Below are 26,316 nucleotides of genomic sequence, written 5' to 3' on the forward strand. Positions count from 1 at the left end.
CGGATCCGAAGACTGATCAGTCATGGACGGTTTCTCCGGTTTTCTTGCTCTTGAACATATCCAGTGCCAGCATGATCGCACCGACGGTGATCGCGCTGTCCGCGACGTTAAACGCCGGGAAGCCATGCTCTTTCCAGTGCACGAAGATGAAATCGATCACGTGGCCGATGACGATGCGGTCGTACAGGTTGCCCAGCGCGCCGCCCAGCACCAGCGCCAGCGCAACGGCCAGCCAGGTGTCATTGCGGCCGAGTCGCTTGAGCCACACCACCAGCACCACGCTGACCACGATGGCGATCAGGGCGAACAGCCAGCGCTGCCACCCCGAACTGTCGGCCAGGAAGCTGAAGGCCGCGCCAGTGTTGTAGGCCAGCATCCAGCTGAAGTAGTCCGGAATCACCACGATCTGCTCATACAGCTCCAGCCGGTGCTCGAAGTAGTACTTGCTGGCCTGGTCGATGACCACCACCAGCAAGCTCAACCAGAGCCAGCCCAGGCGGCCGAAACGGCCGCTGTTCACATCAGGCCCGTTAGGCATAGTGACGAACCTCGCCGCTGCCGCTGATGTTGTCCACGCAACGACCGCAGATTTCCGGATGCTCCGGGTTCACGCCGACGTCTTCGCGGTGGTGCCAGCAACGGGCGCACTTCACATGGCCGGATTTCACGACCTTGAGCTTCAGGCCCGCCACTTCGGTCACTACCGCATCGGCCGGAGCCGACACCAGCGGTGCGACGCTGGCGGTCGAGGTGATCAGCACGAAGCGCAACTCGTTGCCCAGTTTCGACAGATCGGATGCCAGGGACTCTTCCGCGTACAGGGTCACTTCCGCCTGCAGGTTGCCGCCAATCGCCTTGGCCGCGCGCAGGTTTTCCATTTCCTTGTTGACCGAAGCCTTGACCGCCATGACCCGCTCCCAGTAGGCGCGGTCCAGCTCGAAGCCTTCCGGCAGCTCGGTCAGGCCTTCGTACCAAGTGTTGAGCATGACCGATTCGTTGCGCTCGCCCGGCAGGAACTGCCACAGCTCGTCGGCGGTAAACGCCAGGATCGGGGCGACCCAGCGCACCAGTGCTTCGGAGATGTGGAACAGCGCGGTCTGGCAGGAACGCCGGGCCTTGCTGTCGGCACCGGTCGTGTACTGACGGTCCTTGATGATATCCAGGTAGAAACCACCCAGCTCCTGCACGCAGAAGTTGTGGATCTTGGAGTACACGTTCCAGAAGCGGTATTCGCTGTAGTGCTCTTCCAGCTCGCGTTGCAGCAGCAAGGCGCGATCCACCGCCCAGCGATCCAGCGCGAGCATGTCCTCGGCCGCCAGCAGGTCGGTCGCCGGGTTGAAGCCCGACAGGTTCGAGAGCAGGAAGCGTGCAGTGTTGCGGATCCGGCGGTAGGCATCGGCGCTGCGCTGCAGAATCTGATCGGAAACCGCCATCTCGCCCGAGTAATCGGTCGCCGAAACCCACAGACGCATGATGTCGGCGCCCAGGGTGTCATTGACCTTCTGTGGAGCAACTACGTTGCCCAGCGACTTGGACATCTTGCGACCGTTCTCATCGACGGTGAAGCCGTGGGTCAGCAGCTCGCGGTACGGCGCGTGGTCGTCGATGGCGCAACCGGTCAGCAGCGACGAGTGGAACCAGCCGCGATGCTGGTCGGAACCTTCCAGATACAGGTCGGCACGCGGGCCGGTCTCGTGACCCATGGGGTGCGAGCCGCGCAGAACGTGCCAATGCGTGGTGCCGGAATCGAACCAGACATCCAGGGTATCGGAGATCTTGTCGTATTTGGCGGCGTCGTCACCCAGCAGCTCAGCGGCATCGAGCTTGAACCAGGCTTCGATGCCCTCTTTCTCGACGCGCTGCGCGACTTCTTCCATCAGCTCGACGGTACGCGGGTGCAGCTCGCCGCTTTCCTTGTGCAGGAAGAACGGGATCGGCACGCCCCAGTTGCGCTGGCGCGAGATGCACCAGTCGGGACGGTTGGCGATCATCGAGTGCAGACGCGCCTGCCCCCAGGCCGGAACGAATTTGGTGTCCTCGATGGCCTTGATGGAGCGCTGACGCAGGCTCTCGCCCTTGGTCGGCTGCTTGTCCATGCCCACGAACCACTGCGCGGTAGCGCGGTAGATCAGCGGGGTCTTGTGGCGCCAGCAGTGCATGTAGCTGTGGCTGATGGTTTCGGTGTGCATCAGGCTGCCGACTTCCACCAGCTTGTCGATGATGTTCTGGTTGGCCTTGAAGATGAACTGGCCACCGAAGAACTCCAGCGATTCGACATAGACGCCATTGCTCTGCACCGGACTCAGGATGTCGTCGTTGCTCATCCCGTACTGCTTGCAGGTATTGAAGTCGTCCACGCCATAGGCTGGCGAGCTGTGCACGACACCGGTTCCGGCGCCGAGCTCCACGTATTCGGCCAGATAGACTGGCGACAGACGGTCGTAGAACGGGTGACGGAAATTGATCAGTTCGAGCAACTTACCGGTCGTGGTGGCGATGACGGTGCCTTCGAGCTTGTAGCGCGACAGGCAGCTTTCGACCAGTTCAGAAGCCAGCACCAGCAGCTTGTCGCCGACGTCCACCAGCGAATATTCGAATTCGGGGTGTACGTTCAGCGCCTGGTTGGCCGGGATGGTCCAGGGGGTGGTGGTCCAGATCACGATCGAGGCAGGCTTGGCCAGCGACGGCAGACCGAAGGCTGCGGCCAGTTTCGCCTCATCGGCAATCGAGAACGCGACGTCGATGGTCGAGGACTTCTTGTCCTGATACTCGACCTCGGCTTCGGCCAGCGCCGAACCGCAATCGAAACACCAGTTAACGGGCTTCAGGCCCTTGAACACGAAACCGCCCTTGACCATTTCCGCCAGAGCGCGGATTTCTCCGGCTTCGTTGGCGAAGTTCATGGTCAGGTAAGGATTGTCCCAGTCGCCCAGCACGCCGAGGCGGATGAATTCGGCTTTCTGGCCTTCGACCTGCTCAGCGGCATAGGCGCGGCACAGCTCGCGAGTCTTGTCGGCGCCCAGGTTCTTGCCGTGGGTCACTTCGACCTTGTGCTCGATCGGCAGGCCATGGCAGTCCCAGCCCGGAACGTAAGGCGCGTCGAAGCCGGCCAGCGTCTTGGAGCGGACGATCATGTCCTTGAGAATCTTGTTGACCGCATGCCCGATGTGAATGGTGCCGTTGGCATAAGGAGGGCCGTCGTGCAGGACGAACTTCGGACGATCCTTGCCAATTTCACGCAGCTTCTGGTACAGGCCAATGCTGTCCCAGCGCTGCAGAGTTTGCGGCTCGCGCTGGGGCAGGCCGGCCTTCATCGGGAAGGCGGTGTCCGGAAGGTTTAGCGTGGATTTGTAGTCGGTCATTTCAGGCTCTTGGTTAGGGCATGCATGCTTAATGTCTGCGCTCGTTCATGCGGCGTTGCGGACAATCTCGAACAGTTAACCATGCCAATGGGCACGGGCGGCGGCAACATCCGCATTGATCGCCGTCTTGAGCGCCTCCAGCGAGGCGAAACGCTGCTCATCGCGCAGCTTGTGGTGGAAAACCACCGTCAGGCGCCGGCCATAGAGATCACCGGCAAAATCCAGAATATGCACCTCCAGGTGGGCGCTCCCGTCGCCGGCCACGGTCGGACGCACGCCAATGTTGGCGACGCCCGGCCAGGCCTTGCCGTCGATCTCGGCGCTGACCAGGTAAACCCCGCTCAACGGCACGCGACGGCGCTTGAGTTGCACATTCGCCGTGGGCGTTCCCAACTGGCGCGCCAGCTTCTGGCCGTGCAGTACCCGGCCAGTCATCCGGAACGGGCGGCCAAGCAAACGCTCGGCAAGAGCGAAGTCCGCGCCCGCCAGAGCGGTGCGAACCTTGGTGCTGCTGATCCGGACGCCTTCGATTTCGACAGTCTGGGCTGCTTCGACCGAAAATCCCTGGGCATTGCCGGCCTGCTGCAGGAAATCGAAATCGCCGACCCGGTCGCAGCCGAAACGGAAGTCGTCGCCGACCTCAAGATGCTGGATGCCCAGACCGTCGTTCAATACCTTCTCGACGAAATCCGCCGCGCTGAGCCGGCTCAGCCTGCGGTTGAACGACAGGCAGAGCACCCGGTCCACGCCTTCGGCCGCCAACAGCTCCAGCTTGTCACGCAAGGGCGTCAGGCGCGCGGGCGCCGTTTCGGGAGCGAAGAATTCCCGCGGCTGCGGCTCGAAGATCACCACGCAGCTGGGCACGCCCAGTTCGACGGCACGCTCGCGCAAGCGCTTCAGGATAGCCTGATGACCGCGATGAACACCGTCGAAGTTGCCAATCGTGGCGACGCAGCCCCGATGATGGGGGCGCAGATTATGGAGGCCTCTGACCAGCTGCATAACGCACTTCTTGCTCATAAAGTGGCCGATTATAACCACACACGGCCCTGGGCGACAGGCAGCACGCCAAGGCCCGATTACGGCCGCCGTTTGCGCAGCGCGCAAAGACCGACAGCCACCCCTTTGTATCGCTTTCTACATGATGGCCTTGCGGGCGAAGTGCCGCAGACGAAAGCCTAGCAACAACAGCATCGCGAAATAGGTAACCACACCCGCGACAACAAGAACACCCAGGCGCATGAACCGTTCAAGCATAAGACCCTGGTCCCAGGCCGGCATGATCTGCATGAGACCCAGCAATACCGCCGACATGGCCGCCACGGCGACGATCAGTTTGAACAGGAATTTCGTCCAGCCTGGCTGAGGCTGGAACAGCTTCTGCCGACGCAATTGCCAATACAGCAGCCCGGCGTTGATGCAGGCGCCGACACTGATCGCCAGCGCCAGCCCCGCATGCTGTAACGGCACGATGAACGCGAGGTTGAGCAGCTGTGTCACGACCAGGGTGAAGACCGCGATCTTCACCGGCGTACGGATGTTCTGCTGCGCATAGAAACCCGGCGCCAGCACTTTGATCAGGATGATGCCCAGCAATCCCACGGAATACGCGATCAAGGCGCGCTGGGTCATCTCGGCATCCGTCGCATCGAACTTGCCGTACTGGAACAACGAGACGGTCAAGGGCTCGGCGAGCAGACCCAGCGCCAGCGTGCATGGCAGCACCAGCACGAAGCACAGGCGCAGCCCCCAGTCGAGAATGCGGGAATATTCATGACGGTCTTTCTGGGCATAGGTCCTGGACAGGATCGGCAACAGGATCGTCCCCAATGCCACGCCCAGCACACCCGACGGCAGCTCCATCAGGCGATCGGCATAGTACATCCAGGAGACGGAGCCGGCGACCAGGAACGAGGCGAAGATGGTGTTGATGATCAGCGAAATCTGACTGACGGACACCCCCAGAATGGCCGGCAACATCTGCCGCATGACCCGCCATACGCCGCTGTCGCGCAGATTGAGGCGCGGCAGGACCAGCATGCCGATTTTCCTGAGGTGCGGCAGCTGGTAGAGCAGCTGCGCCAGCCCGCCGGCCAGCACCGCCCAGCCCAGCGCCATGACCGGCGGATCGAAATACGGGGTCAGGAACAACGCGAACACGATCATGCTCACGTTCAGCAGGGTCGGGACGAACGCCGGGACGGCAAAACGGTTCCAGGTATTGAGAATCGCGCCTGCCAGCGAGGACAGGGAAATCAGCAATATATAAGGAAAGGTCACGCGCAGCAGGTCGGAGGTCAGCGTGAACTTTTCCGGCGAATCGACGAAACCGGGCGCCGTGGCCCAGATCACCCAGGGTGCGAAGACCACGCCCAGCAGGGTCACGATTGCCAGCGCCAGCGTCAGCAGCCCGGTCACGTACGCCACGAAAGTGCGCGTTGCCTCCTCGCCCTGCTGGCTCTTGTACTCGGCCAGAATGGGCACGAAAGCCTGGGAGAAGGCGCCTTCGGCAAAGATCCGGCGCAGCAGATTGGGCAGCTTGAACGCGATGAAAAACGCATCGGTGGCCAGGCCCGCGCCGAATGTGCGGGCGATGATCGTGTCCCGGATGAAGCCCAGAACCCGCGACAGCATGGTAATAGAGCTGACGGCAGCCAGTGACTTGAGTAGGTTCATGTGGAGAATCGTGCGCCTTGGCCCGGAGATGCACGCCCGGGCGGTCCATTTATGCGATACTCGCGCGCCGCGAACGGTACGGAGCCAAACCCGCGAGTTTACAGGTCGCCGACGGGAAATGAATCACCCGGAAAAATGTTGCGACCACTCGGCGGAAGCCCCTAACTGCCCTTGACAACCCCTGAAGTCATCGGCATGATTCGCGGCCTGTTTTCTTTGCTATTTCACAAAGTCTTTCGAGGAGCTCGACGGTGGCCAACACACCTTCCGCCAAAAAACGTGCAAAACAGGCTGAGAAGCGTCGCAGCCACAACGCCAGCCTGCGTTCCATGGTTCGTACCTACATCAAGAATGTAGTCAAAGCCATCGACGCAAAAGACGCTGAAAAAGCGCAAGCCGCCTATGTTCTGGCAGTGCCTGTGATCGACCGTATGGCCGACAAGGGCATCATCCACAAGAACAAGGCTGCTCGCCATAAAGGTCGTCTGAACGGCCACATCAAGGCTCTGGTCCAGGCTGCTGCAGCCTAAGCGTACCGCTTGATGAAAAAAACCGACCTCAGGGTCGGTTTTTTATTGCCTGCAATTCGGCACTTTCAGGGCGTCTGCGGCCATGGCAGGATAGGGATCGCTGTCACCGCATTCTGCGGACTGCCTTCGATGATGCGGTCACTGTAGACCAGGTACACCAGCGTATTGCGCTTCTTGTCGAGGAAGCGCACCACCTGCATGGTCTTGAACACCAGCGATGTTCGCTCCTTGAACACCTCTTCGCCATCCTTGAGCGGCGGCTGGAAGCGAATGGGACCGACCTGCCGACAGGCAATGGACGCTTCGGCGCGATCCTCGGCCAGGCCCAGCCCGCCTTTCACGCCGCCGGTCTTGGCGCGCGACAGATAGCAGGTCACGCCCTCGACCTTGGGATCGTCGAAAGCCTCGACCACGATGCGGTCGTTCGGCCCGACCAGCTTGAACACCGTAGAGACCTGGCCGATCTCTTCGGCGACCACCACTGCCGGCAGTGCCAGCAGCGCGACCAGAACGCCTTTGATCAAGCGCATGGGATGTTTCCTCGCGGCACGCATCAGACTAGCACCAGATTATCGCGATGGATCAGCTCAGGCTCGGCCATATAGCCCAGCTCGCGCACGATGGCGTCCGAAGACTGGCCGATGATCTTTTGCGCCTCCACGGCGCTGTAGTTACTCAGCCCACGGGCGATCTCACGCCCATCCGGCGCGACGCACACCACCATCTCGCCGCGCCTGAAACTGCCCTGCACGACCTTCACCCCCACCGGCAACAGGCTCTTGTGATCGCTGGCCAGCGCGGCGACAGCGCCCTCATCCAGCACCAGCGTGCCGCGGGTTTGCAAATGTCCGGCCAGCCATTGCTTACGCGCCGCCAGCATTCCGCGCTCGGGCGACAGCAAGGTGCCAAGGCGCTCGCCGCCTTTCAGGCGCGCCAGGACCCGCTCGATGCGTCCGCCGACAATCACCGTGTGCGCACCGGAACGCGCCGCCAGACGCGCCGCGCGCAGCTTGGTCTGCATGCCGCCACGCCCCAGCGCCCCGCCCGTTCCGCCTGCCACGGCATCCAGCGCCGGATCGTCGGCGCGCGCCTCGTAAATCAACTGCGCTTCGGGATTGTTGCGCGGGTCCGCATCGAACATGCCGTCACGATCCGTCAGAATGACCAGCAGATCAGCCTCGACCAGGTTGGCGACCAGCGCGGCCAGGGTATCGTTATCGCCAAAGCGGATCTCGTCAGTGACGACGGTATCGTTCTCGTTGATCACCGGCACGACGCCCAGCTCGACCAGGGCGCGCAATGTGCTGCGCGCGTTCAGGTAACGCTTGCGGTCGGAAAGGTCATCATGAGTCAGCAGAATCTGCGCCGTGTGACGCCCATAGTCGGCAAAGCTCGACTCCCAGGCCTGCACCAGCCCCATCTGACCGATCGCGGCGGCAGCCTGCAGCTCGTGCATGGCACTAGGTCGAACAGTCCAGCCCAGCCGGCTCATGCCGGCCGCTACCGCACCGGACGACACCAGGACCAGCTCGACGCCCGCTTCATGCAGCGCCACCATCTGCTCGACCCATACACCCATGGCGGTGCGATCCAGCCCTTTGCCGTCAGCCGTCAGCAAGGCACTGCCGATCTTCACAACCCAGCGCTGGGCACCCGTCACTTTGCTGCGCATCATCTTCCAACCTTAGCCAGAGAGTTTTGAATTCGAGATACAAAAACGCCGCTATCAGAGATAGCGGCGTTCAAGTTTACTGCAAGCGATCAGTCACGGACGTAAATGATTTCCGGACCGTCGTCGCCCTCCACATCATCTTCGTCCCAGTCATCATCGCTGATGTCATGGACGCTCTTCACGCCACTGCGACGCAGTGCACGCTGATCGTCCAGGGCCTGCAGCTGGGCACGCGCCTCGTCTTCGATGCGCTGATCCAGCTCGGCCAGCTCTTCGGCGTAGCCCGGCTCCTCGACCATGCGCAGGCTGCGCTCTTCGAGATAGCGCATGATGTCGCGGGACAACTGCTCGGTGCCCTGCTTGGCGATCGCCGAAATGACGTAGACCGGACCGGTCCACTCCAGACGTTCGATGATTTCCTGCTTGCGCGCTTCCTGCTCGTCTTCGAGCAACTGGTCGCACTTGTTCAGCACCAGCCAGCGATCGCGCTCCGCCAGGGACGGGCTGAACTTGATCAGCTCGTTGACGATGACTTCGGCCGCATCCGCCGCGCTGCTTTCATCCAGCGGCGCCATGTCCACGAGGTGCAGCAACAGACGCGTGCGCGCCAGGTGCTTGAGGAAGCGAATGCCCAGACCGGCGCCATCCGACGCACCTTCGATCAGGCCCGGAATGTCCGCTACCACAAAGCTCTTCCAGCGATCGACACTGACCACGCCCAGGTTCGGCACCAGCGTGGTGAACGGGTAGTCGGCCACTTTCGGCTTGGCGGCGGAAACGGAGCGAATAAACGTGCTCTTGCCGGCATTTGGCAGACCCAGCAGACCCACGTCGGCCAGCACTTTCAGCTCCAGCTTGAGATCACGCTGGTCGCCCGGCTTGCCTGGCGTCGTCTGGCGCGGCGCACGATTGGTACTGGACTTGAAGCGAGTGTTACCCAGACCGTGCCATCCACCCTGAGCCACCATCAGGCGCTGACCGGCCTTGGTCAGGTCGCCAATGATTTCCTGGGTACTCGCATCGATGATGGTGGTGCCGACCGGCACACGCAGCACCAGATCTTCGCCTTTGCGACCGGTGCAGTCGGTGCTGCCACCATTGGAGCCACGCTCCGCATCGAAATGACGGGTGTAGCGGTAGTCGACCAGGGTATTGAGGTTTTCGTCGGCAACCATGAACACGGAACCGCCGTCGCCGCCGTCACCACCGTTAGGACCACCGTTTTCAATGAATTTTTCGCGACGGAAGCTCATGCAACCGTTGCCGCCGTCGCCGGCCTTCACTCGAATGGATACTTCATCTACAAATTTCATAACGCACGCCTCCCGCCACAGGGGCGAGCAGAACCACATACATAAGACTCTTGCAAAGATGAGCGTTGCGATACCGATCAGAAACCAGTGACCACAAGGGTCAACATCACAACAGCCCGCACAAACAGCTTTGCAAGAGACTCACCAACATCTACAAACAAAAAAGCCCCGTCTCGCAAGACAGGGCTTTTCAAGCGACTGCGTGATTACGCTGCGGAGACTTCAGTCTTCGGAACGATGCTCACGTAGCGGCGACCGAAGGCGCCTTTAACCTGAAACTTGATCACGCCTTCGACTTTAGCGAACAGGGTGTGATCCTTACCCATACCAACGCCGTAGCCAGCGTGGAACTGAGTGCCGCGCTGACGCACGATGATGTTGCCAGGAACGATAGTCTGGCCGCCATACATCTTCACGCCAAGGCGTTTGGCTTCTGAGTCGCGACCGTTACGGGTACTACCACCAGCTTTTTTGTGTGCCATGAGTCAATTCTCCAAATGAGGATTAGGCTGAATTACGCCTGAATACCGGTGATTTTGATCTCGGTGTACCACTGGCGGTGGCCCATACGCTTCATGTGGTGCTTACGACGACGGAACTTGATGATGCGAACCTTATCGTGACGACCTTGCGAAACCACTTCAGCCACAACGGTAGCGCCAGCAACGACTGGAGCACCGATATTGACGTCGTCGCCATTGCCAACCAGCAGGACGCGATCAAAAGTGACGGATTCGCCAGTAGCGACTTCCAGCTTTTCAACTTTCAGGTATTCACCTGGGGCGACTTTGTACTGCTTGCCACCGGTAACAATTACTGCGTACATGGTATTTCTCCGAAAATCCTGCTCACCCAGCTCTTTATAGGAAGAGTGTCGGCTGGCATGGCTGCACGGGGCTGGAAAGGCCTGTCGTGCAATTGCGTAAGGCAGGTGCTGCCCAGGAAAGTTAGGGTGCGCGATTGTACGCAAGGACCAGAGTGCTTGCAAGGGGCCGCTCGTCTTGCCTTGACACACCCTGACCCGCAACCTAGCATGCGGCGCAATCTATCCGGAGCACGTGTCGCTGATGCAACCCCAAGCCTTCTATCGCGCGGTGGCGGACGACTTTAGTGCCGTTGACCTTATCATCAAAAAACAGCTGACGTCGCGCGTACCGCTGGTCTCGAAAATCGGCGATTACATCACGTCCGCCGGGGGCAAGCGACTGCGCCCGCTGCTGGTTCTGCTGTGCGGCAAGGCCCTGGGCCGCGAGGGCGACGACCTGCGCCTGCTGGCTGCCACAATCGAATTCCTGCACACCGCCACCCTGCTGCATGACGACGTGGTCGACATGTCCGGCATGCGTCGTGGCCGTTCGACCGCCAACGCACTGTGGGGCAACGCGCCCAGCGTGTTGGTCGGCGATTTCCTTTATTCCCGCTCCTTCGAAATGATGGTCGAGCTCGACTCGATGCCGGTCATGAAGATTCTCTCGCAGGCCACGCGCATCATCGCCGAAGGCGAGGTTTTGCAGTTGTCCAAGGTGCGTGACGCCAGCACCACCGAAGAGACCTACATGGAAGTCATCCGCGGCAAGACCGCCATGCTGTTCGAGGCCTCCACCCACAGCGCCGCGGCGCTGTGCCAGGCGACCGCTGAGCAGAAGGAAGCGCTGCGCACTTTCGGCGACCATCTGGGGGTCGCGTTCCAGCTGGTGGACGACCTGCTGGACTATCGCGGCGATGCCGAAACCCTCGGCAAGAACGTCGGCGACGACCTGGCCGAAGGCAAGCCGACGCTGCCGCTGATCTACACCATGCGCGAAGGCACCCCGGAGCAGGCCGCGCTGGTGCGTCAGGCGATCCAGAAAGGGGGCCTCGAAGATCTGGAACGCATCCGCGATGCGGTCGAAAGCTCCGGCGCCCTGGACTACACCGCCCGTCAGGCCCGAGAATTCGCGGCGCGCGCCATCGCTTGCCTCGAAGTGCTGCCGCCCAGCGAATACCGCGATGCGCTGGTGGAGCTGAGCGAGTTCGCGGTAGCCCGCACGTATTGATCGTAAAGCGTTGTTGAAAAGCCCGTCCTTGTGACGGGTTTTTTATTTCGCGCGGCCTTGTGTAGGAGCCAGCTTGCTGGCGATCTGCCACGCCGCGGACTACGCATTCAACATGCGCGCATCGCCAGCAAGACGGATCGCCGCCCGCTGGCTCCTACGGCAATTCCCATGCTACCGCTCGGCGCAAAATGCGAATTAATCTCAAATAGGTGCTTGCTATTATCTTGATAGGAATTATTCTCATCTTGTCGCTACCGGAGATGAGACATGACTTACTTGATCGATGCATGGCTGGACCGCCCTCACCCTTATCTGCGGATCCTTCATCGGGAAACCGGCGAGGTGTGTGCGGTGCTGGAAGAGGAAGCCCTGGAGGAGTTGCGGGATCAGGGTGACCTGGACGTCCACGACCTGAGCTCCAGTGAGCCGATGGTGCTCAAGGAGATGGTGCGCAGTCTGTTTCTGTTCTGCTATGCCCGGGCGTTGCGCCCGGCAGGCGAGTTGCATTGAACATGAAACCTGCGTCCGACGGCGATGCCGGGCGGATCAGCACGATCCGCCCGGCACTCGTTCGTTACAGAACGGCCAGCAGTTCCACGTCGAACACCAGCACGCTGTGCGGCGGAATGCTGCCCACGCCCTGAGCGCCGTAAGCCAGCTCGCTCGGCACGTACAGACGCCATTTGCTGCCGGCGTTCATCAGTTGCAGGGCTTCGGTCCAGCCGGCGATCACGCCGCTGACCGGAAATTCGGCCGGCTCGCCACGATCGTAGGAGCTGTCGAACACGGTGCCGTCGATCAGCATGCCGTGGTAGTGAGTGCGGACCTGGTCTTCACGGGTCGGCTTGGCGCCGTCACCGGTGGTCAGCACTTCGAATTGCAGACCGGAGGCCAGGGTGGTCACACCTTCGCGCTTGCCGTTCTCGGCCAGGTAGGCTACGCCAGCCTGAGCGGCTTTCTCAGCCTTGGCGGCAGCTTCAGCCTGCATGACTTCGCGGATTGCCTTGAAGGCGGCGGACATTTCTTCCTGACCCACACGGCTTGGCTGGCTGTTGAAGGCATCGGTCAGACCGGCCAGGATCGCATTGAGGTCCACGCCTGGCGGCGGGTTGTCGCGCAATTGATCGCCCAACTGACGGCCGATGCCGTAGCTGACGCGCGTTTCGTCGGTGGACAGATTGACTTCGGACATGACGCTGCTCCGTAGAGGGGCGGTTCGATACGGCGCGTCGGCCTGGCGGCCGGCGCGGTCCGAGGCGAGGCGCCCCGAAACAAAAGGGCGAGCAGACTAGCACAGTTAGCCCGCGCGACCCCTCAGTGTTTGGTGACTTTGTCCAGATACCCCATGGCGCACGCCGACACCACGAAGGTCATGTGAATGATGACGTACCACTTCAAGTGTTCGGCTTCGATGTTGGCCGCATCCATGAACACCCGCAGTAGATGGATCGATGAGATCGCCACGATCGAGGCGGCCACTTTCATCTTCAACGAAGAGGAGTCCATGGTGCCCAGCCAGTTGAGCTTTTCCTTGGTCTCGTCGATGTCGAGCTGGGACACGAAGTTTTCGTAGCCGGAAATCATCACCATGACCAACAGGCCGCCGACCAGCGCCATGTCGATCAGCGACAGCAGCACCAGAATCAGATCGGCTTCTGCCAGGGAAAAGACGTTGGGAAGGACGTGGAAAATTTCCTGGAAAAACTTCAGGGACAGCGCCAGCAGCCCGAGAGAAAGACCAAAGTAGATCGGCGCCAGCAGCCACCTGGAGGCGTACATGGCATTTTCAAAAAAACGTTCCATCGAGACTCGCCAGAAGTGAAAAAATGACGAGCGAGTATATCAGTGGTAGCCGTCGCCTCTAAGCCTGCGACGAAATACCGCACGAACGATCAGAACGGCGATGACCGGGGATAGGCCGTCAAGTCGCTGTTGATACGCCGTAGTTCGCTTTGCAGGTGCAGGCTCCAGATTGGCACGTCGTCGGTCATCTGGTAGCCATGCAGCGCCAGGCTCTCGGCGATGGCTGTCAGCACGGCCTCGGCGGCCGGCAGCCCGGTGAACGGTCCTTGGGATTTGATGGCCGAAGGCTGCTCGCCGGACATGCCGGCGGCGAACAGCAGCATCCACGTGCCGTTACCGCCGCCCAACGGCCGCACGGCGCATTCGATACGAGTCATCAGGCCCAGACATTGACGGGTAAGACAGAGGCTACGCGACATAGCGGACTCCTCGTGAGCGGGTGTTACGGATGGCTGCACTCGACAATGGCCTTGTCTTCGTTCGCCAGTTTTATGAACACCCACTGAGGGACAGTCTTGACCTCCCCTCGTGGGACGGGAGGGTGCGCCAGTTCATCTGGCCACTCTTGTAACCATTCAGGATAGAAGAAAAGCCGCGAGCGGAAGGCAGGCCGGATGAACGGATGCCGGGGGCCGATGACCGCCCGGCATCCGTTAGCGCATCAAGCTTTCAGTTCGGGTTGCAATTGCGCCGGTTCCTTCTCCAGCTCTTCCTTGAGGTCTTCGTCACTGAGCATCTGGGCGATATCGCGCAAGCGCTCGACCACCCGGGCGTTGACGCTCCCCTCGGGAAACTCGCCCGTCTCATCGGGCTCGCCGGCCGGCTCTCCGACCAGCAGGCTCAGGGCTTCATCGGCCTGGCTCACCGCATACACATGGAACTGTCCAGCGCGCACTGCCTGCAGCACACGCTCATCGAGCATCAGCGTGGCGACGTTGGCCTTGGGGATGATTGCGCCTTGTTCGCCGGTAAGGCCGCGCGCTTCGCAGAGACGGAAGAATCCTTCGATTTTCTCGTTCACGCCGCCGACTGCCTGCACCTCGCCGAACTGGTTGATCGATCCGGTGATCGCGAAGCACTGTTTGAGAGGCGTGCGCGACAACGCCGAAATCAGCGTGCAGACCTCGCCCAGCGACGCACTGTCGCCGTCGACGTAGCCGTAGGACTGCTCCAGCGCGATACTCGCGGAGATTGCCAGCGGGAATTCCTGAGCATATCGGCTCCCCAGATAACCGGTCAGGATCATCACCCCCTTGGAATGGATAGGCTGGCCCAGGTTGACCTCACGCTCGATATCGACGATGCCGCTGCCGCCCGGATAGACGGTCGCGGAAATGCGCGCCGGCACGCCGAACGCCGAGTCGCCGACCTCCAGCACGGTCAGGCCGTTGCACTTGCCGACTGCCGCGCCATCGGTGTCGATCAGGATGATCCCCGCCAGCATGTCATCGAGAATGCGTGCCGACACGCGACCTGTGCGAGTCGCCTTGGCCTTGAGCGCGCGCTCGATGTGGCCGGCGTCGGTCTGTTCTTCGTTGGCGAGCTGACGAATGAAGTCGGCTTCGCTGACCAGCTGGAACAGATCGCCGATTTTGGCCGACAACCGCCCCTGATGCTCGGCCAGACGCGCGCTGTAGGTCGCCAGCCGGGCAACGGCATCGGCGGTCAGCGGCGCCATGCCTTCCTCGGAGGTACGGGTTTTCAAGAGCTGGGCAAACTGCTCAAGAGTTTCGTCGACCATGGGGATTTCCTCGTCGAAATCCACCAGCACGCGAAACATCTCCTGGAAGTCCGGATCCAGGTCCTGAAGGGTGTAATACAGCGAGCGCGAACCGATGATGACGATCTTCACGTTCCAGGGGATGACCTGGGGCGTCAGCGTGACGGTCGCGAAGCGGCCCATCTCGCCAAGCGGAGACTCCATCTTGATCTTGCGCGATTGCAGGGTGCGCTTGAGCGCGTCCCACACAAACGGCTCGCCCAGCATTTTCTCGGCTTCGAGAATCAGGAAGCCGCCATTGGCTCGATGCAGCGCGCCGGGACGCAGCTGGCGGTAAGTGGTGTAAAGCGCGCCCTGATCGGTGCTGTACTCGATACGTCCGAACAGATTGTCGTAAGTCGGATGCGGCTCAAAGACCACCGGCGCGCCGCCGTCGTGAGTATGCCCGACCACCAGACTGGGGCTGTATTGCTCTTCCAGCAACTTGCGGGCCTGGGCATCGGCCTTGCTGTCTTCCACCAGTTGCTCGACCACGGTCTTGAGCAGATTGACCTGCATCGCCTGCAGATACGCGCAGACCGCAGCGTTCTCGGCGTATTTTTCCGACAGCGGTGCCAGCAGCGGCTGGAGCGTGAGAATGATGGTTTCTTCGTTGAGCTGGCGCAGCTGATTGCTGGACTCGCGCTTCCACTGCGGCAAGCTGGCGAGCTCTTCGTTCAAGCGCTCTTCAAGCCCGGCGATGTCGTCATGGAAACGTTCGCGCTCCACCTCCGGAAGCTGGGAAAACTCGGCTTCGTCCAGCGCCTTGCCGTCGGCCATGGGCGTGAACGCAATGTTGGAGCTGTCGCGATAGAGCGCGATGCCCTTCTCCAGCGCCAGACGCTCGATCACATCCAGCGCCCGGTCGTAACGCTGGTTGAATGCCCGGTCGATGGCGCTCTTCTTCTGCTGGTAGGACGGATGCTCGAATACCGCCGGAAACGTCGCCAGCAGATTGTCGATCAGTCCACCGATATCGGTCATGAACGCCTGGGCGCTGCCCGGTGGCAGTTCCAGCGCGCGGGGTTCGCGAGGCTCGTCGAAATTGTTGACGTACACCCAGTCGGCCGGCGTCTGCATACGCTTGGCCTCGGCCTTGAGGTAGCGTTTGACGAACGAGAAGCGGCCAGTGCCCGGCTCCCCCATCACGAACACGTTGTAGCCGGGGCGCGGCATGGCGACACCGAATTGCAAGGCTTCCACGGCGCGTTCCTGGCCGAGCACGCCACGGAAAGGCTCCAGATCGTTGGTCGTCGAAAAGCTGAACTGTTCAGCGGAAAACGGGCGGGTCAGCGCATGAGGCGCTAGACGGAGGCTGGCTGCGACAGAATCTGGCATCAGTGTTCCTTACATCAGGCGGGGCAGATGTCGGCATTCTGGCGCTCGCCGAACGAGACTTGCAAGGCGCTCGCGTCCTGAATGCTTTCCGCTGCCGGAAACACGGGCATGGCGGCCCTTTGCCTCGGAATGACCGGCAGCAATTTGTAATAAACCACGGAACCGGATGACTCTGCCTAAACTCCAAAGTGCGCAGATGATTATTTGATGGCCATCTGACTTGATGAGCCGTTCGGCCTGTCATCGGTGAACCAAGTTCTGTTGTTCAAGCTGCAGAGCCAGGCACAGCCAGTTTCGAGCCGGATCGCGTCAAGAACCCCGACCCTTGGTTGAATAAGATAGAGAACAAGCTATGAAACGGATTCTTCTTGGAACGCTCTTCACCGCTGTTTCCATCAACGCTATGGCTCAGGCTCCGGGTGGTCCGGACTGCGGCTGGGGCAACATGCTGTTCGAAGGCCAGCGCGGCACCCCCGCTCACTTCCTGGCCTCTACCACCAACGGCACTTCCGGTAACGCCACCTTCGGCATGACCTCCGGCACCAACGGCTGCTCCACCAACGGCGCATTGACCTACGGCGGCAAATCCTGGCTTGCCATGAATGGCATGATGGACGAGCTGTCCAAGGACATGGCGATGGGCAAAGGCGAAGCGCTGACCACCTACGCGGTGGTACTGGGTGTCGCCCCTGAAGACCGCGCGCACTTCGCCGCTGTCACCCATGAGCACTTCTCGCAAATCTTCAACAAGGCAGATGCCACCGCTGAAGACGTACACAACAACACCGTAGCTGTACTGAAGAACGATCCGACTCTGGCCAAATACGCTACCCAGGCTTAAAGTCGCTGACCGCTCTCCGTTCCGGGGAGCGGTTTTCTCACCCCTCGATCTAGTTGCCCTCTATGCTCAAACGTCTTGCGTATCTGGCGCTCTTTGTCTGTGCCCCTCTGTCTGCCATGCCCCAGGTGGCGACCGACCGTTTGCAGCAACTGGCCAGTGACCGCTACTGGCTCTCGCTCGGTCATTACGAAGCCGGCAAGCTGGGCGGCTGGCGCAGCTATGTCGACGACCCCAAATTCTTCCTCGCCGAGGATGGCGCGCACCATCCGGACGCTGAACTGCGCGCGACGCTCAAGGCCATCTACGCGCCGGTGAGAGATCCCCAGACTCATGCGCAGTGCGTCTATCCGGCGCGGACCCGCTGGTTGCGCGACCAGTTGCAGCTCACCGGCCTGCCGACCCCGGACTGCACGGAATACAAAGCCTGGTTCAAGGACGTTGCGCCGGACAGTACGGTACTGATCTTTCCCGCGGCTTACCTGAACAGCCCCTCGTCGATGTTCGGGCATACCTTGCTGCGTATCGACCCGGCAAGCGCCAAGACCAATGACACGACGCTGCTGAGCTACGCCATCAACTTCGGTGCTTACATCGAAGGCATGGACAACAGTTTGCTGTACGCCTGGAAAGGCCTGATGGGCGGTTATCCAGGATTGTTCGCGCTGGTGCCCTATCAGGAAAAACTCTCGGAATACCGCAGCCTGGAAAACCGTGACCTCTGGGAATACCGACTCAATCTCACGCCGGAAGAAACCGGGAGGATGGTCGAGCACGTGTGGGAATTGAAGCAGATCCGCTTCAGCTATTTCTTCTTCGATGAAAACTGCTCGTATCGCTTGCTGGAGCTTTTACAGGTTGCAAGGCCGGGTCTGGAACTGACCGAACAGTTCGGCCTCACGGCGATCCCGACGGATACGGTGAAGGCCATCAAGGCCGCCGGGCTTGTGGAAAAGACGATCTATCGCCCTTCACGGGAGCGCGAGCTGCTGAGCCGCGCCGAGCCGCTGAACGATGATGAGCAGCAGTGGGTACTCAAGGTCAGCGCTGACCAGAAACAAATGCAGGCCCCCGATTATCGCGCGCTGCCCAAGGCGCGGCAGGCGCTGATCCAGGACGCGGCGTATCGGCTCGAACGTTACCGGGCCAACGGTCTGGAGCGTGACGCAGGCCGCGCACAGCGCAGTTTCGAGCTGTTGCAGGCCATCAACCGCAATCCGCCGCCGGAGCTGGAGATCGAGCGTCCTGGCCTGCCGGAAGACGGCCATGAATCCCGTACCTGGCAACTGGGCGTGGGCTCTCGGGAGGACCGCGCATTCGCCGAGTACGGCCTGCGCATGGCTTATCACGACCTGAACGACAACGCCTACGGTTTCCCGTTGGGTGCGCAGATCGAGATTCTGCAATTGAAAGTGCGTCAGTACGAAGGCAACGACTGGCAGGTCCAGCGTCTGGATCTGGCGACGATCCGCTCGCTCACGCCGCGCAATGCGCTGCTGCAGCCCTGGTCATGGCAAGTCACCGGCGGGCTGGAGCGAGTACCCGGCAAGCACGGCGACGAAAACCTTGTCAGCCATGTCAACGGCGGCGCGGGCGGCACCTGGCAGCTGGGCGAAGACGTGCTGGGGTTCGCGCTGGGGACGGCGCGTATCGAGCACAACAACGACTTCGCCGAGTTCGTCTCGCCCGCGGCCGGGTTCAATACCGGTGTGCTCTGGCGCAATCCGCTTGGAAACCTGAGCCTGGAAGCCAAGGGCGATTACTTCACCAACGGCGAGGTGCGTCGCAGCATCAGCCTCAATCAACAGTGGGAGTTGTCGCGCAATCTGGGCCTGCGGCTGAGCGCCCAGCGCGAATTCACCCACCTCAGCGCGCCGCAGAATGAAGTGATGTTGCAGGTGAAGTGGTATCACTATTGATCCGATCGCCAGCAAGCTGGCTCCTACAACGCGATCTGTAGGAGCCAGCTTGCTGGCGATGCGAACGTAATTTTTACAAATAACTCACCAATTGCCTTCTAGACTCCACTCATACACGAGGAAGTCGCCATGAAGCTGCAGTGGGTGTTGTTGTCGCTGGCCGTCGGGCTGGCAGGTTGTCAGTCCACCCGTGATCAATTGCTGGCCGAGGGTTATCCGCCCGCCTTTGCCGACGGCTACCAGGATGGTTGCGGCAGTGGCCGGCAGGCAGCCGGCGCGATTGGCGGCGAGTTCAAAAAGGACGCGCCGCGGTTTACCCGGGATAACCTGTATTCCCAGGGCTGGGCCGACGGCTTCCGTCAATGTCAGGCCATGCAGGAAGGCCGCGATCGTACCCCGCCGGGTCTGAGCGACCGCGACCGGGACTGGGAGCGGGAAAAGTCTCGAAGCGCGGCCGAGGCCTATCGCCCCCGCTAATGAGCCGGACGCGGCGAACATCCGACGAAACCAAACCGTCACGCATGCGGCCCAATCCTTATCGAAGGAGGAAAGCCCATGAGTCGCGCATTCGTCAATGAAGATACGGCTGCGGCCGATGCCAGCCAACCGGTCGAACGCCTGGTCAGCAGCCAGCCCAATTACGTCACCGCCCAAGGGCTGGTGTTGTTGCAGCAGCAGGTTCGCAACTTGCAGAGCCAGCACAGTGCCCAGCACGCGTTGGGAGACAACGCCGACAAACAGCGTCTGGCGGATCTGGAGCGAGACCTGCGTTATTACACCCAGCGCTTGCGGACCGCTCAGGTCGTATCCCCTGCCCTGTCCACCGAGAAAGTGCAGATTGGCAGCTGGGTCACCTTCGCGGACGAGGAAGACCGGCGGCAACGTGTGCAACTGGTGGGTGAGGATCAGGCGGATGCCGCGCAGAAACTGATCAACTGGGGATCGCCTCTGGGCCGGGCCTTGCTGGGCGCGCGAGTAGGCGACGAGGTCGTGTGGAAGCGACCGGCCGGGGATCAGGTGATCGAGGTGGTTGGAATTGAGGGGGATGCGGAGGTGAGTCGTCTGGATTGAACCGACGCACCGCGCCGGTCCAATCGCCAGCAAGCTGGCTCCTACGGCACGAACTGTAGGAGCCAGCGGGCGGCGATCCGCCTTGCTGGCGATCAGAGAGGATCAGGCCAGCTTCTTGTGCCGTACGCGATGTGGCTGGGCTGCGGCTTCACCGAGGCGTTTCTTGCGGTCGGCTTCGTACTCGGTGTAGTTGCCTTCGAAGAACACCGCCTGCGAATCGTCTTCATACGCCAGGATGTGCGTCGCCACTCGGTCAAGGAACCAACGGTCGTGGGAAATCACGATCGCGGCGCCCGGGAAATCCAGCAACGCTTCTTCCAGCGAGCGAAGGGTTTCGACGTCGAGGTCGTTGGACGGTTCGTCGAGCAGCAATACGTTGGCGCCCTCTTTCAGGGTCAGCGCCAGGTGCAGACGACCGCGCTCACCACCGGACAGATCCTTCACGAACTTCTGCTGATCGCCGCCCTTGAAGTTGAAACGGCCGACATAGGTACGCGACGGGATCTCATAGTTGCCGATACGGATCACGTCCGAGCCATCCGAAACCGCCTGGAACACCGACTTGCTGCCGTCCAGGTCATCACGGCTCTGATCGACGCAGGCCAGCTGCACGGTTTCACCGATCTCGATGGTGCCCGAGTCCGGCTGCTCCTTGCCCATCAGCATGCGGAACAGGGTCGACTTACCGGCACCGTTGCCGCCGATCACGCCGACGATGGCGCCCTTGGGCATGGCGAACGACAGGTTGTCGATCAATACACGGTCACCGTAGCCCTTGGTGACGTTCTTGAATTCGATGACTTTGTCACCCAGGCGTGGACCCGCCGGGATGTAGATTTCGTTGGTCTCGCTGCGTTTCTGGAATTCCTGCGACTGCATTTCCTCGAAGCGTTGCAGACGGGCCTTGGACTTGGACTGACGAGCTTTGGCGCCCTTGCGGACCCACTCCAGTTCTTCCTTCATGGCCTTTTCATGCGCGGTCTGCTGCTTGGATTCCTGCGCCAGACGGTCGGATTTGGCTTCCAGCCAGCCCGAGTAGTTACCTTCGTACGGGATGCCCGCGCCGCGGTCGAGTTCCAGAATCCAGCCGGCGACGTTGTCCAGGAAGTAGCGATCGTGGGTAATGGCGACCACGGTGCCGGGGAAGCCGTGCAGGAACTGTTCGAGCCAGGCGACGGAGTCGGCGTCCAAGTGGTTGGTCGGTTCGTCGAGCAGCAACATGTCCGGAGCGGACAGCAGCAGACGGCACAACGCGACGCGGCGCTTCTCACCACCGGAAAGCACGGCGACCTTGGCATCCCAGGCCGGCAGACGCAGCGCGTCGGCGGCGACTTCCAGCTGGCGTTCCAGGTTATGACCATCGGCGGCCTGCAGGATGGCTTCGAGCTTCGCCTGCTCGGCGGCCAGCTTGTCGAAGTCGGCATCGGGTTCGGCGTACTCGGCATACACCTGGTCCAGACGCGCCTGAGCATCCTTGATGACGCTCACCGCTTCCTCGACCACTTCACGAACCGTCTTGGTGGGGTCAAGTTGCGGCTCTTGCGGCAGATAACCTACGTTGAGCTCGGGCATCGGACGTGCTTCGCCGTCGAATTCCTTGTCGACGCCAGCCATGATCTTCAACAGGGTCGATTTGCCCGAACCGTTGAGACCCAGCACGCCGATCTTGGCGCCCGGGAAGAAAGAAAGAGAGATGTTTTTCAGGATTTCCCGCTTCGGCGGCACAACTTTGCTCAGCCGATGCATGGTGTAGACGTATTGAGCCATGGAATGAAAACCTAGCGTCTGCGATAAGTACGAATGGGACGGAGCCGGGAGCTCCAACCTGGAAAAGCTTTTATTTGTCTGCCGGACTTGCCGCCCGCGCATTCCGCGCCTTGAATCAAGACAAGCGGAAGAAGGACCCTGGCACGGGGACAGATTGAAAGCTGGATCGATGTTTGCACACAGTGGATTCACTCATGCAGGAGTCGGACTCGCGTAAAGCTACCCGAATGCAGCCTGCAGGGCAAACGATCCGACCGGCAGGGGCTGGCACTCCATCACGGGCCAAGGCATGCTAGCCGCCCTTCCGGCGTCCGGCATATAGTGCACAACGTATCGCTGCTTCAGTCCAGTAGTCAGGAACAACGGTTTGCCTACGACACCGCCCTCTTCGCCACCAGGTATCGCTCAACGCAATACCGCCTTGCCGTTGCGCGGCTCCTTCAGGGGAGCGCTGGCGGCGTTGGTGCTGTTGGTGCTGGCATTGCTGGTCTGGCAGCAGATCGAACAATTCCATCAGACGCAGGACCGCCAGCGCCAGCGCAGCCTGGACTACAGCACTCAGCTGGCGGACCGCTTGAGCCTGAACATGGCGCTCAACGCCCAGGTCACGCTCAACCTGCTGGAAGAGGCCATTTCTTCCGGAGCCCGCCTGGAGCAGCCAGGTCCCTTGAATCGTCTGAAAAGCACGCTGCCTGGTCTGCGCAGCGTCGTGGGGCTGACCGCGACAGGCGAAGTGATCAGCGACAGCGCACAAGCGCGTGACGGCGCCTTGTTGAAAAGCATGCTCGCCGCGGCCGCGGATCGTCCCTACTTCTACCGGATTGCCGATGATGGCGCTCTGGTGTACCTGTTGATGCGCCAGAGCGCAAAGGCCGACAGCACCTACTGGATCGTGCGCTTCGATCCCGACATCCTGAAAGTACTGATCCGCCAGCCCGCGCAGGATTTTCAGCATCTCTGGCGCCTTGAAGAGCGCGGCTCGCAGCGCCTGCTGCTGCGTGAATCCGCGGCCTTCAACGATGACGCCGGAGGTCAGCCCGAAACCGTGCTGCTGCAGCCGCTGAACAACAGCGACTGGCAACTGCGCGGCCTGTTCGATGCCCACAAGACTCGTCAGGAACTGCTGGCGCCCTTGATCGGCAAAGGCATTCTGGGCCTGTTGCTGGCGATTCTGCCGCTGGCGATCCTGATCAGCCTGCGCCGGCGCCGCCTTCAATTGCTGCAAAGCAGACGACGGTACCGGGATATTTTCGAGGGCGCCGGCGTCGCCATCTGCGTGCTCGATATGTCGGGGCTCCCTGACCTGCTGGAAGCCCTGCAGATACGCAGTCGCGCGGATCTCGATCAACTGACGACCCACCAGCCCGGTCAGGCCAGGCGTCTGCTGCAGCAGTTGCGCATCACCGAAGTGAATCAGGTGGCGCTGGACCTGCTCGACGTCGCGTGCACCGAACAAGCCTGGCAACAACTAATCGAAGGCCTGTCCCGGACACATCCAGGCGTGGGCGTGCAAGTCATCGAAGCGGTGCTGGACAAACAGGCCCGCCTGGAACTGGAGATCCGTCTGACGCGCGAGCACGGTCAGGATCAGCATTTGTGGCTGGTGCTGCGCCTGCCCGAAACGCGGGCCGATTTCGATGCGGTCATCCTCAGCGTCGGCGACATCACCAGCCGCAAACAGATCGAACTGTCGCTGCAAGAGCGCGAAAGTTTCTGGTCGGACGTCGTGCGCACCGTTCCCGACCACTTGTACGTTCAGGATGTGCTCAGTCAGCGCATGATCTACAGCAACCATAACCTGGGCCGCACGCTGGGCTACAGCAAGTCCGAGCTGCACGCCATGGGCGAGTTCTTCTGGGAGATCCTGCTGCACCCCGAGGATGCCCGGCTGTATCAGGACATGCGCCTGCGCCAGCGGCATCATGGGCATGACGAGCTGTCGCAATGCGTGCTGCGTTTCCGCGACCGGGCCAACCACTGGCGCTGCTTCGACATTCGCGAACAGGCGCTGGCGCGCAATCAGGACAATCTGGTCACGCGCATCGTCGGCGTTGCCAAGGACATCACCGAACAGGTATCAGCCAGCCAGTCGCTGCGCGACAGCGAACAACGTTACCGCATGCTCGCAGAAAGCATCAGCGACGTGATCTTTTCCACAGACAGCCGCCTGGACACCAACTATGTCAGCCCGTCGGTCTTCGGGGTGCTGGGCTATCAGGCCGACTGGATCATCGAGCACGGCTGGAACGTGGCAATCGCCAACCCTCAGCAATTGAGCGGGTTCTACGCCCTGCTGGGACGCATCCGCAAAGTGCTCGACATGCCGCAGGAACTGGCCGCCCTGCGCGCCGAGGTGCCGACCTGCTTCTACGTGTTCGACTGCTTGCGCGCCGATGGTCGCAAGATTCCTGTGGAATTGCGCCTGGCGCTGGTCTGGGATGAGCATGGCCGCTTCGAGGGCGTGCTGGGCGTAGGCCGCGATATCAGTCAGCAGCGCCGCGCGGAAAAGGACCTGCGCATGGCCGCGACGGTTTTCGAGCACTCGACCTCGGCCATCCTGATCACGGACCCGGCCGGCTACATCGTTCAGATCAACGAAGCCTTTACCCGCGTCAGCGGCTACGAAGCATCGCAAGTGCTCGACCAGTTGCCGGGCATTCTGATCGTCGAAGGCGATCAGCAGACCGATCTGCGCCTCGTTCTCCAGGACCTGCACCAGACGGGAAGCTGGGAAGGCGAAGTCCGGTTGAGACGCCGTAACGGCGAGGGATATCCCGCCTGGGTCGGCATCACCGCCGTGGTCGACGACGAGGGCGATCTGGCCAGCTACGTCTGTTTCTTCAGCGACATCAGCGAACGCAAGGCCAGCGAACAACACATTCACCGGCTGGCCTATTACGACGCCCTGACCCATCTGCCCAACCGCACGCTGTTCCAGGATCGCCTGCATTCGGCCTTGCAGCAGGCCGAACGTCAGCAGGCCTGGGTGGTTCTGATGTTTCTTGATCTGGACCGCTTCAAGCCCATCAACGACTCGCTCGGCCACGCGGCTGGCGACCAGATGCTCAAGGAAATGGCAGTCCGCCTGCAGGCTTGCGTCGCCGAAGACGACACCGTCGCGCGCATGGGCGGCGACGAATTCACGCTGTTATTGCAGCCGGGTGCGACCCGGGACATTGCACTGGGTCGCGCCATTCATGTAGCCGAACAGATTCTCACCAGTCTGGTGACGCCGTTCGTACTCGAAGGCCGCGAGTTCTTCGTGACGGCCAGTATCGGCATCGCGCTGAGTCCGCAGGATGGCAGCGAGTCGAGCCAGTTGATGAAAAACGCCGATACGGCCATGTACCACGCCAAGGAGCGTGGCAAGAACAACTTCCAGTTCTATCAGGCAGACATGAACGCGACCGCGCTGGAGCGCCTGGAACTGGAAAGCGATCTGCGTCATGCCCTGGAGCAGCAGGAGTTCACGCTCTACTACCAGCCGCAGTTCAGCGGCGACGGCAAACGCCTGACCGGCGCCGAAGCCTTGTTGCGCTGGCGGCATCCGCGGCGCGGACTGGTGCCGCCGAATGATTTCATTCCGGTTCTGGAAGAACTGGGACTGGTCGTGGAAGTCGGCGACTGGGTGCTGGCCGAAGCCTGCCGGCAGCTCAAGAACTGGCATATGGCGCGCGTGCGAGTGCCCAAGGTGTCGGTCAACATTTCCGCCCGCCAGTTTTCCGATGGCCACCTGGGCAAACGCATCGCCCGAATGCTGAAAGAAACGGGGCTGCCCCCTGCCTGCCTGGAACTGGAGCTGACCGAAAGCATCCTGATGCGCGAAGTCAACGAAGCCATGCAGATTCTCGACGGGCTCAAGACGCTGGGGTTGAGCATTGCCGTAGACGACTTCGGAACCGGGTATTCGTCGCTGAACTACCTCAAGCAGTTCCCCATCGACGTGCTGAAGATCGACCGCACCTTCGTCGACGGCCTGCCGTCCGGCGAACAGGACGCACAGATCGCTCGCGCCATCATTGCCATGGCCCATAGCCTGAACCTGGCGGTGATCGCCGAGGGCGTCGAGACCCAGGAACAACTGGAATTTCTGCGTCAGCACGATTGCGACGAAGTCCAGGGCTACCTGTTCGGCCGCCCCATGTCCGCCACCCAATTCGAAGCCCAGTTCAGCAACGACGCGCTGTTCATGCTCGATTGCTGACGGTGGGCGTACATTGCGTAGGAGCCAG

General features: G+C 61.3%; 22 protein-coding genes. 8 read left to right on the forward strand and 14 right to left on the reverse strand.

Annotated elements, in window-relative coordinates:
• Positions 1 to 16: 16 nt before the first annotated feature.
• The 4 genes from lspA to murJ all read right to left on the reverse strand — a co-directional run bounded on the left by lspA (position 17) and on the right by murJ (position 6,038).
• The gene (lspA, locus tag TRP66_RS10575; RefSeq protein WP_333401601.1) at positions 17 to 538 is read right to left on the reverse strand and encodes a signal peptidase II; all 522 of its coding nucleotides are present in this window, start codon (positions 536 to 538) and stop codon (positions 17 to 19) included.
• Complete coding sequence (gene ileS, locus TRP66_RS10580) at positions 531 to 3,362, reverse strand: isoleucine--tRNA ligase (protein ID WP_333401602.1); 2,832 nt, start codon at positions 3,360 to 3,362, stop codon at positions 531 to 533. The genes lspA and ileS overlap by 8 nt, the downstream gene beginning before the upstream one ends.
• Before the next feature lie 75 nt (positions 3,363 to 3,437).
• Entirely contained in the window at positions 3,438 to 4,364 is a 927-nt protein-coding gene (gene ribF / locus TRP66_RS10585) for a bifunctional riboflavin kinase/FAD synthetase (protein ID WP_333401603.1), read from the reverse strand.
• A 135-nt stretch (positions 4,365 to 4,499) separates the two neighbouring features.
• Positions 4,500 to 6,038, reverse strand: coding sequence for a murein biosynthesis integral membrane protein MurJ (gene murJ / locus TRP66_RS10590; protein WP_333401604.1), 1,539 nt, complete (start codon positions 6,036 to 6,038; stop codon positions 4,500 to 4,502).
• A 251-nt stretch (positions 6,039 to 6,289) separates the two neighbouring features.
• Between murJ and rpsT the strand changes: the two genes are divergently transcribed.
• Complete coding sequence (gene rpsT, locus TRP66_RS10595) at positions 6,290 to 6,568, forward strand: 30S ribosomal protein S20 (protein WP_333401605.1); 279 nt, start codon at positions 6,290 to 6,292, stop codon at positions 6,566 to 6,568.
• Between the two features lie 65 nt (positions 6,569 to 6,633).
• Here the strand turns inward: rpsT and TRP66_RS10600 are convergent, their stop codons facing one another.
• From TRP66_RS10600 to rplU, 5 genes are all read right to left on the reverse strand, one after another.
• Entirely contained in the window at positions 6,634 to 7,098 is a 465-nt protein-coding gene (locus TRP66_RS10600; protein WP_333401606.1) for a CreA family protein, read from the reverse strand.
• Between the two features lie 23 nt (positions 7,099 to 7,121).
• On the reverse strand, positions 7,122 to 8,240 hold the full coding sequence (gene proB / locus TRP66_RS10605) for a glutamate 5-kinase (RefSeq protein WP_333401759.1): 1,119 nt from the start codon (positions 8,238 to 8,240) through the stop codon (positions 7,122 to 7,124).
• Positions 8,241 to 8,329: 89 nt separating this feature from the next.
• Positions 8,330 to 9,553 (reverse strand): Obg family GTPase CgtA, encoded by a 1,224-nt coding sequence (cgtA, locus tag TRP66_RS10610; protein ID WP_333401607.1) that lies wholly within the window; start codon positions 9,551 to 9,553, stop codon positions 8,330 to 8,332.
• Positions 9,554 to 9,759: 206 nt separating this feature from the next.
• A complete protein-coding gene (gene rpmA / locus TRP66_RS10615) occupies positions 9,760 to 10,035 on the reverse strand; it encodes a 50S ribosomal protein L27 (RefSeq protein ID WP_333401608.1) in 276 nt (91 codons plus the stop codon).
• A gap of 32 nt (positions 10,036 to 10,067) precedes the next feature.
• Positions 10,068 to 10,379, reverse strand: a complete 312-nt coding sequence (rplU, locus tag TRP66_RS10620) for a 50S ribosomal protein L21 (RefSeq protein ID WP_333401609.1) — start codon at positions 10,377 to 10,379, stop codon at positions 10,068 to 10,070.
• Positions 10,380 to 10,620: 241 nt separating this feature from the next.
• Here rplU and TRP66_RS10625 point away from each other — a divergent pair, with 241 nt between their 5' ends.
• The gene (locus TRP66_RS10625; protein WP_333401610.1) at positions 10,621 to 11,589 is read left to right on the forward strand and encodes a polyprenyl synthetase family protein; all 969 of its coding nucleotides are present in this window, start codon (positions 10,621 to 10,623) and stop codon (positions 11,587 to 11,589) included.
• A 267-nt stretch (positions 11,590 to 11,856) separates the two neighbouring features.
• A complete protein-coding gene (locus TRP66_RS10630; RefSeq protein ID WP_333401611.1) occupies positions 11,857 to 12,099 on the forward strand; it encodes a PA4570 family protein in 243 nt (80 codons plus the stop codon).
• Between the two features lie 64 nt (positions 12,100 to 12,163).
• Here the strand turns inward: TRP66_RS10630 and TRP66_RS10635 are convergent, their stop codons facing one another.
• The 4 genes from TRP66_RS10635 to TRP66_RS10650 form a co-directional block, all read right to left on the reverse strand.
• A complete protein-coding gene (locus tag TRP66_RS10635; protein ID WP_333401612.1) occupies positions 12,164 to 12,781 on the reverse strand; it encodes an FKBP-type peptidyl-prolyl cis-trans isomerase in 618 nt (205 codons plus the stop codon).
• Positions 12,782 to 12,903: 122 nt separating this feature from the next.
• Positions 12,904 to 13,392 carry a TIGR00645 family protein gene (locus TRP66_RS10640; protein ID WP_333401613.1) on the reverse strand — a complete coding sequence of 163 codons (489 nt, stop codon included), beginning with the start codon at positions 13,390 to 13,392 and terminating at the stop codon, positions 12,904 to 12,906.
• A gap of 89 nt (positions 13,393 to 13,481) precedes the next feature.
• Positions 13,482 to 13,811: a PA4575 family protein gene (locus TRP66_RS10645; RefSeq protein WP_333401614.1), complete on the reverse strand. Its 330-nt coding sequence runs from the start codon at positions 13,809 to 13,811 to the stop codon at positions 13,482 to 13,484.
• A gap of 242 nt (positions 13,812 to 14,053) precedes the next feature.
• Positions 14,054 to 16,489: a Lon protease family protein gene (locus TRP66_RS10650; protein WP_333401615.1), complete on the reverse strand. Its 2,436-nt coding sequence runs from the start codon at positions 16,487 to 16,489 to the stop codon at positions 14,054 to 14,056.
• 352 nt (positions 16,490 to 16,841) lie between these two features.
• On the opposite strand from TRP66_RS10650, the gene TRP66_RS10655 reads away from it, so the two are divergent.
• The 4 genes from TRP66_RS10655 (at position 16,842) to TRP66_RS10670 (ending at position 20,317) form a co-directional block, all read left to right on the forward strand.
• Positions 16,842 to 17,330, forward strand: coding sequence for a DUF3015 domain-containing protein (locus tag TRP66_RS10655; protein WP_333401616.1), 489 nt, complete (start codon positions 16,842 to 16,844; stop codon positions 17,328 to 17,330).
• 62 nt (positions 17,331 to 17,392) lie between these two features.
• Positions 17,393 to 19,246, forward strand: a complete 1,854-nt coding sequence (locus TRP66_RS10660) for an Lnb N-terminal periplasmic domain-containing protein (protein ID WP_333401617.1) — start codon at positions 17,393 to 17,395, stop codon at positions 19,244 to 19,246.
• Positions 19,247 to 19,375: 129 nt separating this feature from the next.
• Entirely contained in the window at positions 19,376 to 19,723 is a 348-nt protein-coding gene (locus tag TRP66_RS10665) for a hypothetical protein (protein WP_333401618.1), read from the forward strand.
• A 78-nt stretch (positions 19,724 to 19,801) separates the two neighbouring features.
• Positions 19,802 to 20,317 carry a GreA/GreB family elongation factor gene (locus TRP66_RS10670; protein WP_333401619.1) on the forward strand — a complete coding sequence of 172 codons (516 nt, stop codon included), beginning with the start codon at positions 19,802 to 19,804 and terminating at the stop codon, positions 20,315 to 20,317.
• A gap of 102 nt (positions 20,318 to 20,419) precedes the next feature.
• Here the strand turns inward: TRP66_RS10670 and ettA are convergent, their stop codons facing one another.
• Positions 20,420 to 22,084 carry an energy-dependent translational throttle protein EttA gene (gene ettA / locus TRP66_RS10675; protein ID WP_333401620.1) on the reverse strand — a complete coding sequence of 555 codons (1,665 nt, stop codon included), beginning with the start codon at positions 22,082 to 22,084 and terminating at the stop codon, positions 20,420 to 20,422.
• A gap of 367 nt (positions 22,085 to 22,451) precedes the next feature.
• Between ettA and TRP66_RS10680 the strand changes: the two genes are divergently transcribed.
• Entirely contained in the window at positions 22,452 to 26,288 is a 3,837-nt protein-coding gene (locus tag TRP66_RS10680; RefSeq protein WP_333401621.1) for a bifunctional diguanylate cyclase/phosphodiesterase, read from the forward strand.
• The last annotated feature ends 28 nt before the right edge of the window (positions 26,289 to 26,316 follow it).

This window comes from Pseudomonas sp. JDS28PS106 (assembly GCF_036706555.1).
Lineage (GTDB): Bacteria > Pseudomonadota > Gammaproteobacteria > Pseudomonadales > Pseudomonadaceae > Aquipseudomonas.

What these genes read in the sequence shown, in the direction of transcription:
- lspA (WP_333401601.1), bottom strand. Translation starts at nt 538, where the DNA reads ATGCCTAACGGGCCTGATGTGAACAGCGGCCGTTTCGGCCGCCTGGGC.
- ileS (WP_333401602.1), bottom strand. Translation starts at nt 3,362, where the DNA reads ATGACCGACTACAAATCCACGCTAAACCTTCCGGACACCGCCTTCCCG.
- ribF (WP_333401603.1), bottom strand. Translation starts at nt 4,364, where the DNA reads ATGCAGCTGGTCAGAGGCCTCCATAATCTGCGCCCCCATCATCGGGGC.
- murJ (WP_333401604.1), bottom strand. Translation starts at nt 6,038, where the DNA reads ATGAACCTACTCAAGTCACTGGCTGCCGTCAGCTCTATTACCATGCTG.
- TRP66_RS10600 (WP_333401606.1), bottom strand. Translation starts at nt 7,098, where the DNA reads ATGCGCTTGATCAAAGGCGTTCTGGTCGCGCTGCTGGCACTGCCGGCA.
- proB (WP_333401759.1), bottom strand. Translation starts at nt 8,240, where the DNA reads ATGCGCAGCAAAGTGACGGGTGCCCAGCGCTGGGTTGTGAAGATCGGC.
- cgtA (WP_333401607.1), bottom strand. Translation starts at nt 9,553, where the DNA reads ATGAAATTTGTAGATGAAGTATCCATTCGAGTGAAGGCCGGCGACGGC.
- rpmA (WP_333401608.1), bottom strand. Translation starts at nt 10,035, where the DNA reads ATGGCACACAAAAAAGCTGGTGGTAGTACCCGTAACGGTCGCGACTCA.
- rplU (WP_333401609.1), bottom strand. Translation starts at nt 10,379, where the DNA reads ATGTACGCAGTAATTGTTACCGGTGGCAAGCAGTACAAAGTCGCCCCA.
- TRP66_RS10625 (WP_333401610.1), top strand. Translation starts at nt 10,621, where the DNA reads ATGCAACCCCAAGCCTTCTATCGCGCGGTGGCGGACGACTTTAGTGCC.
- TRP66_RS10630 (WP_333401611.1), top strand. Translation starts at nt 11,857, where the DNA reads ATGACTTACTTGATCGATGCATGGCTGGACCGCCCTCACCCTTATCTG.
- TRP66_RS10635 (WP_333401612.1), bottom strand. Translation starts at nt 12,781, where the DNA reads ATGTCCGAAGTCAATCTGTCCACCGACGAAACGCGCGTCAGCTACGGC.
- TRP66_RS10640 (WP_333401613.1), bottom strand. Translation starts at nt 13,392, where the DNA reads ATGGAACGTTTTTTTGAAAATGCCATGTACGCCTCCAGGTGGCTGCTG.
- TRP66_RS10645 (WP_333401614.1), bottom strand. Translation starts at nt 13,811, where the DNA reads ATGTCGCGTAGCCTCTGTCTTACCCGTCAATGTCTGGGCCTGATGACT.
- TRP66_RS10650 (WP_333401615.1), bottom strand. Translation starts at nt 16,489, where the DNA reads ATGCCAGATTCTGTCGCAGCCAGCCTCCGTCTAGCGCCTCATGCGCTG.
- TRP66_RS10655 (WP_333401616.1), top strand. Translation starts at nt 16,842, where the DNA reads ATGAAACGGATTCTTCTTGGAACGCTCTTCACCGCTGTTTCCATCAAC.
- TRP66_RS10660 (WP_333401617.1), top strand. Translation starts at nt 17,393, where the DNA reads ATGCTCAAACGTCTTGCGTATCTGGCGCTCTTTGTCTGTGCCCCTCTG.
- TRP66_RS10665 (WP_333401618.1), top strand. Translation starts at nt 19,376, where the DNA reads ATGAAGCTGCAGTGGGTGTTGTTGTCGCTGGCCGTCGGGCTGGCAGGT.
- TRP66_RS10670 (WP_333401619.1), top strand. Translation starts at nt 19,802, where the DNA reads ATGAGTCGCGCATTCGTCAATGAAGATACGGCTGCGGCCGATGCCAGC.
- ettA (WP_333401620.1), bottom strand. Translation starts at nt 22,084, where the DNA reads ATGGCTCAATACGTCTACACCATGCATCGGCTGAGCAAAGTTGTGCCG.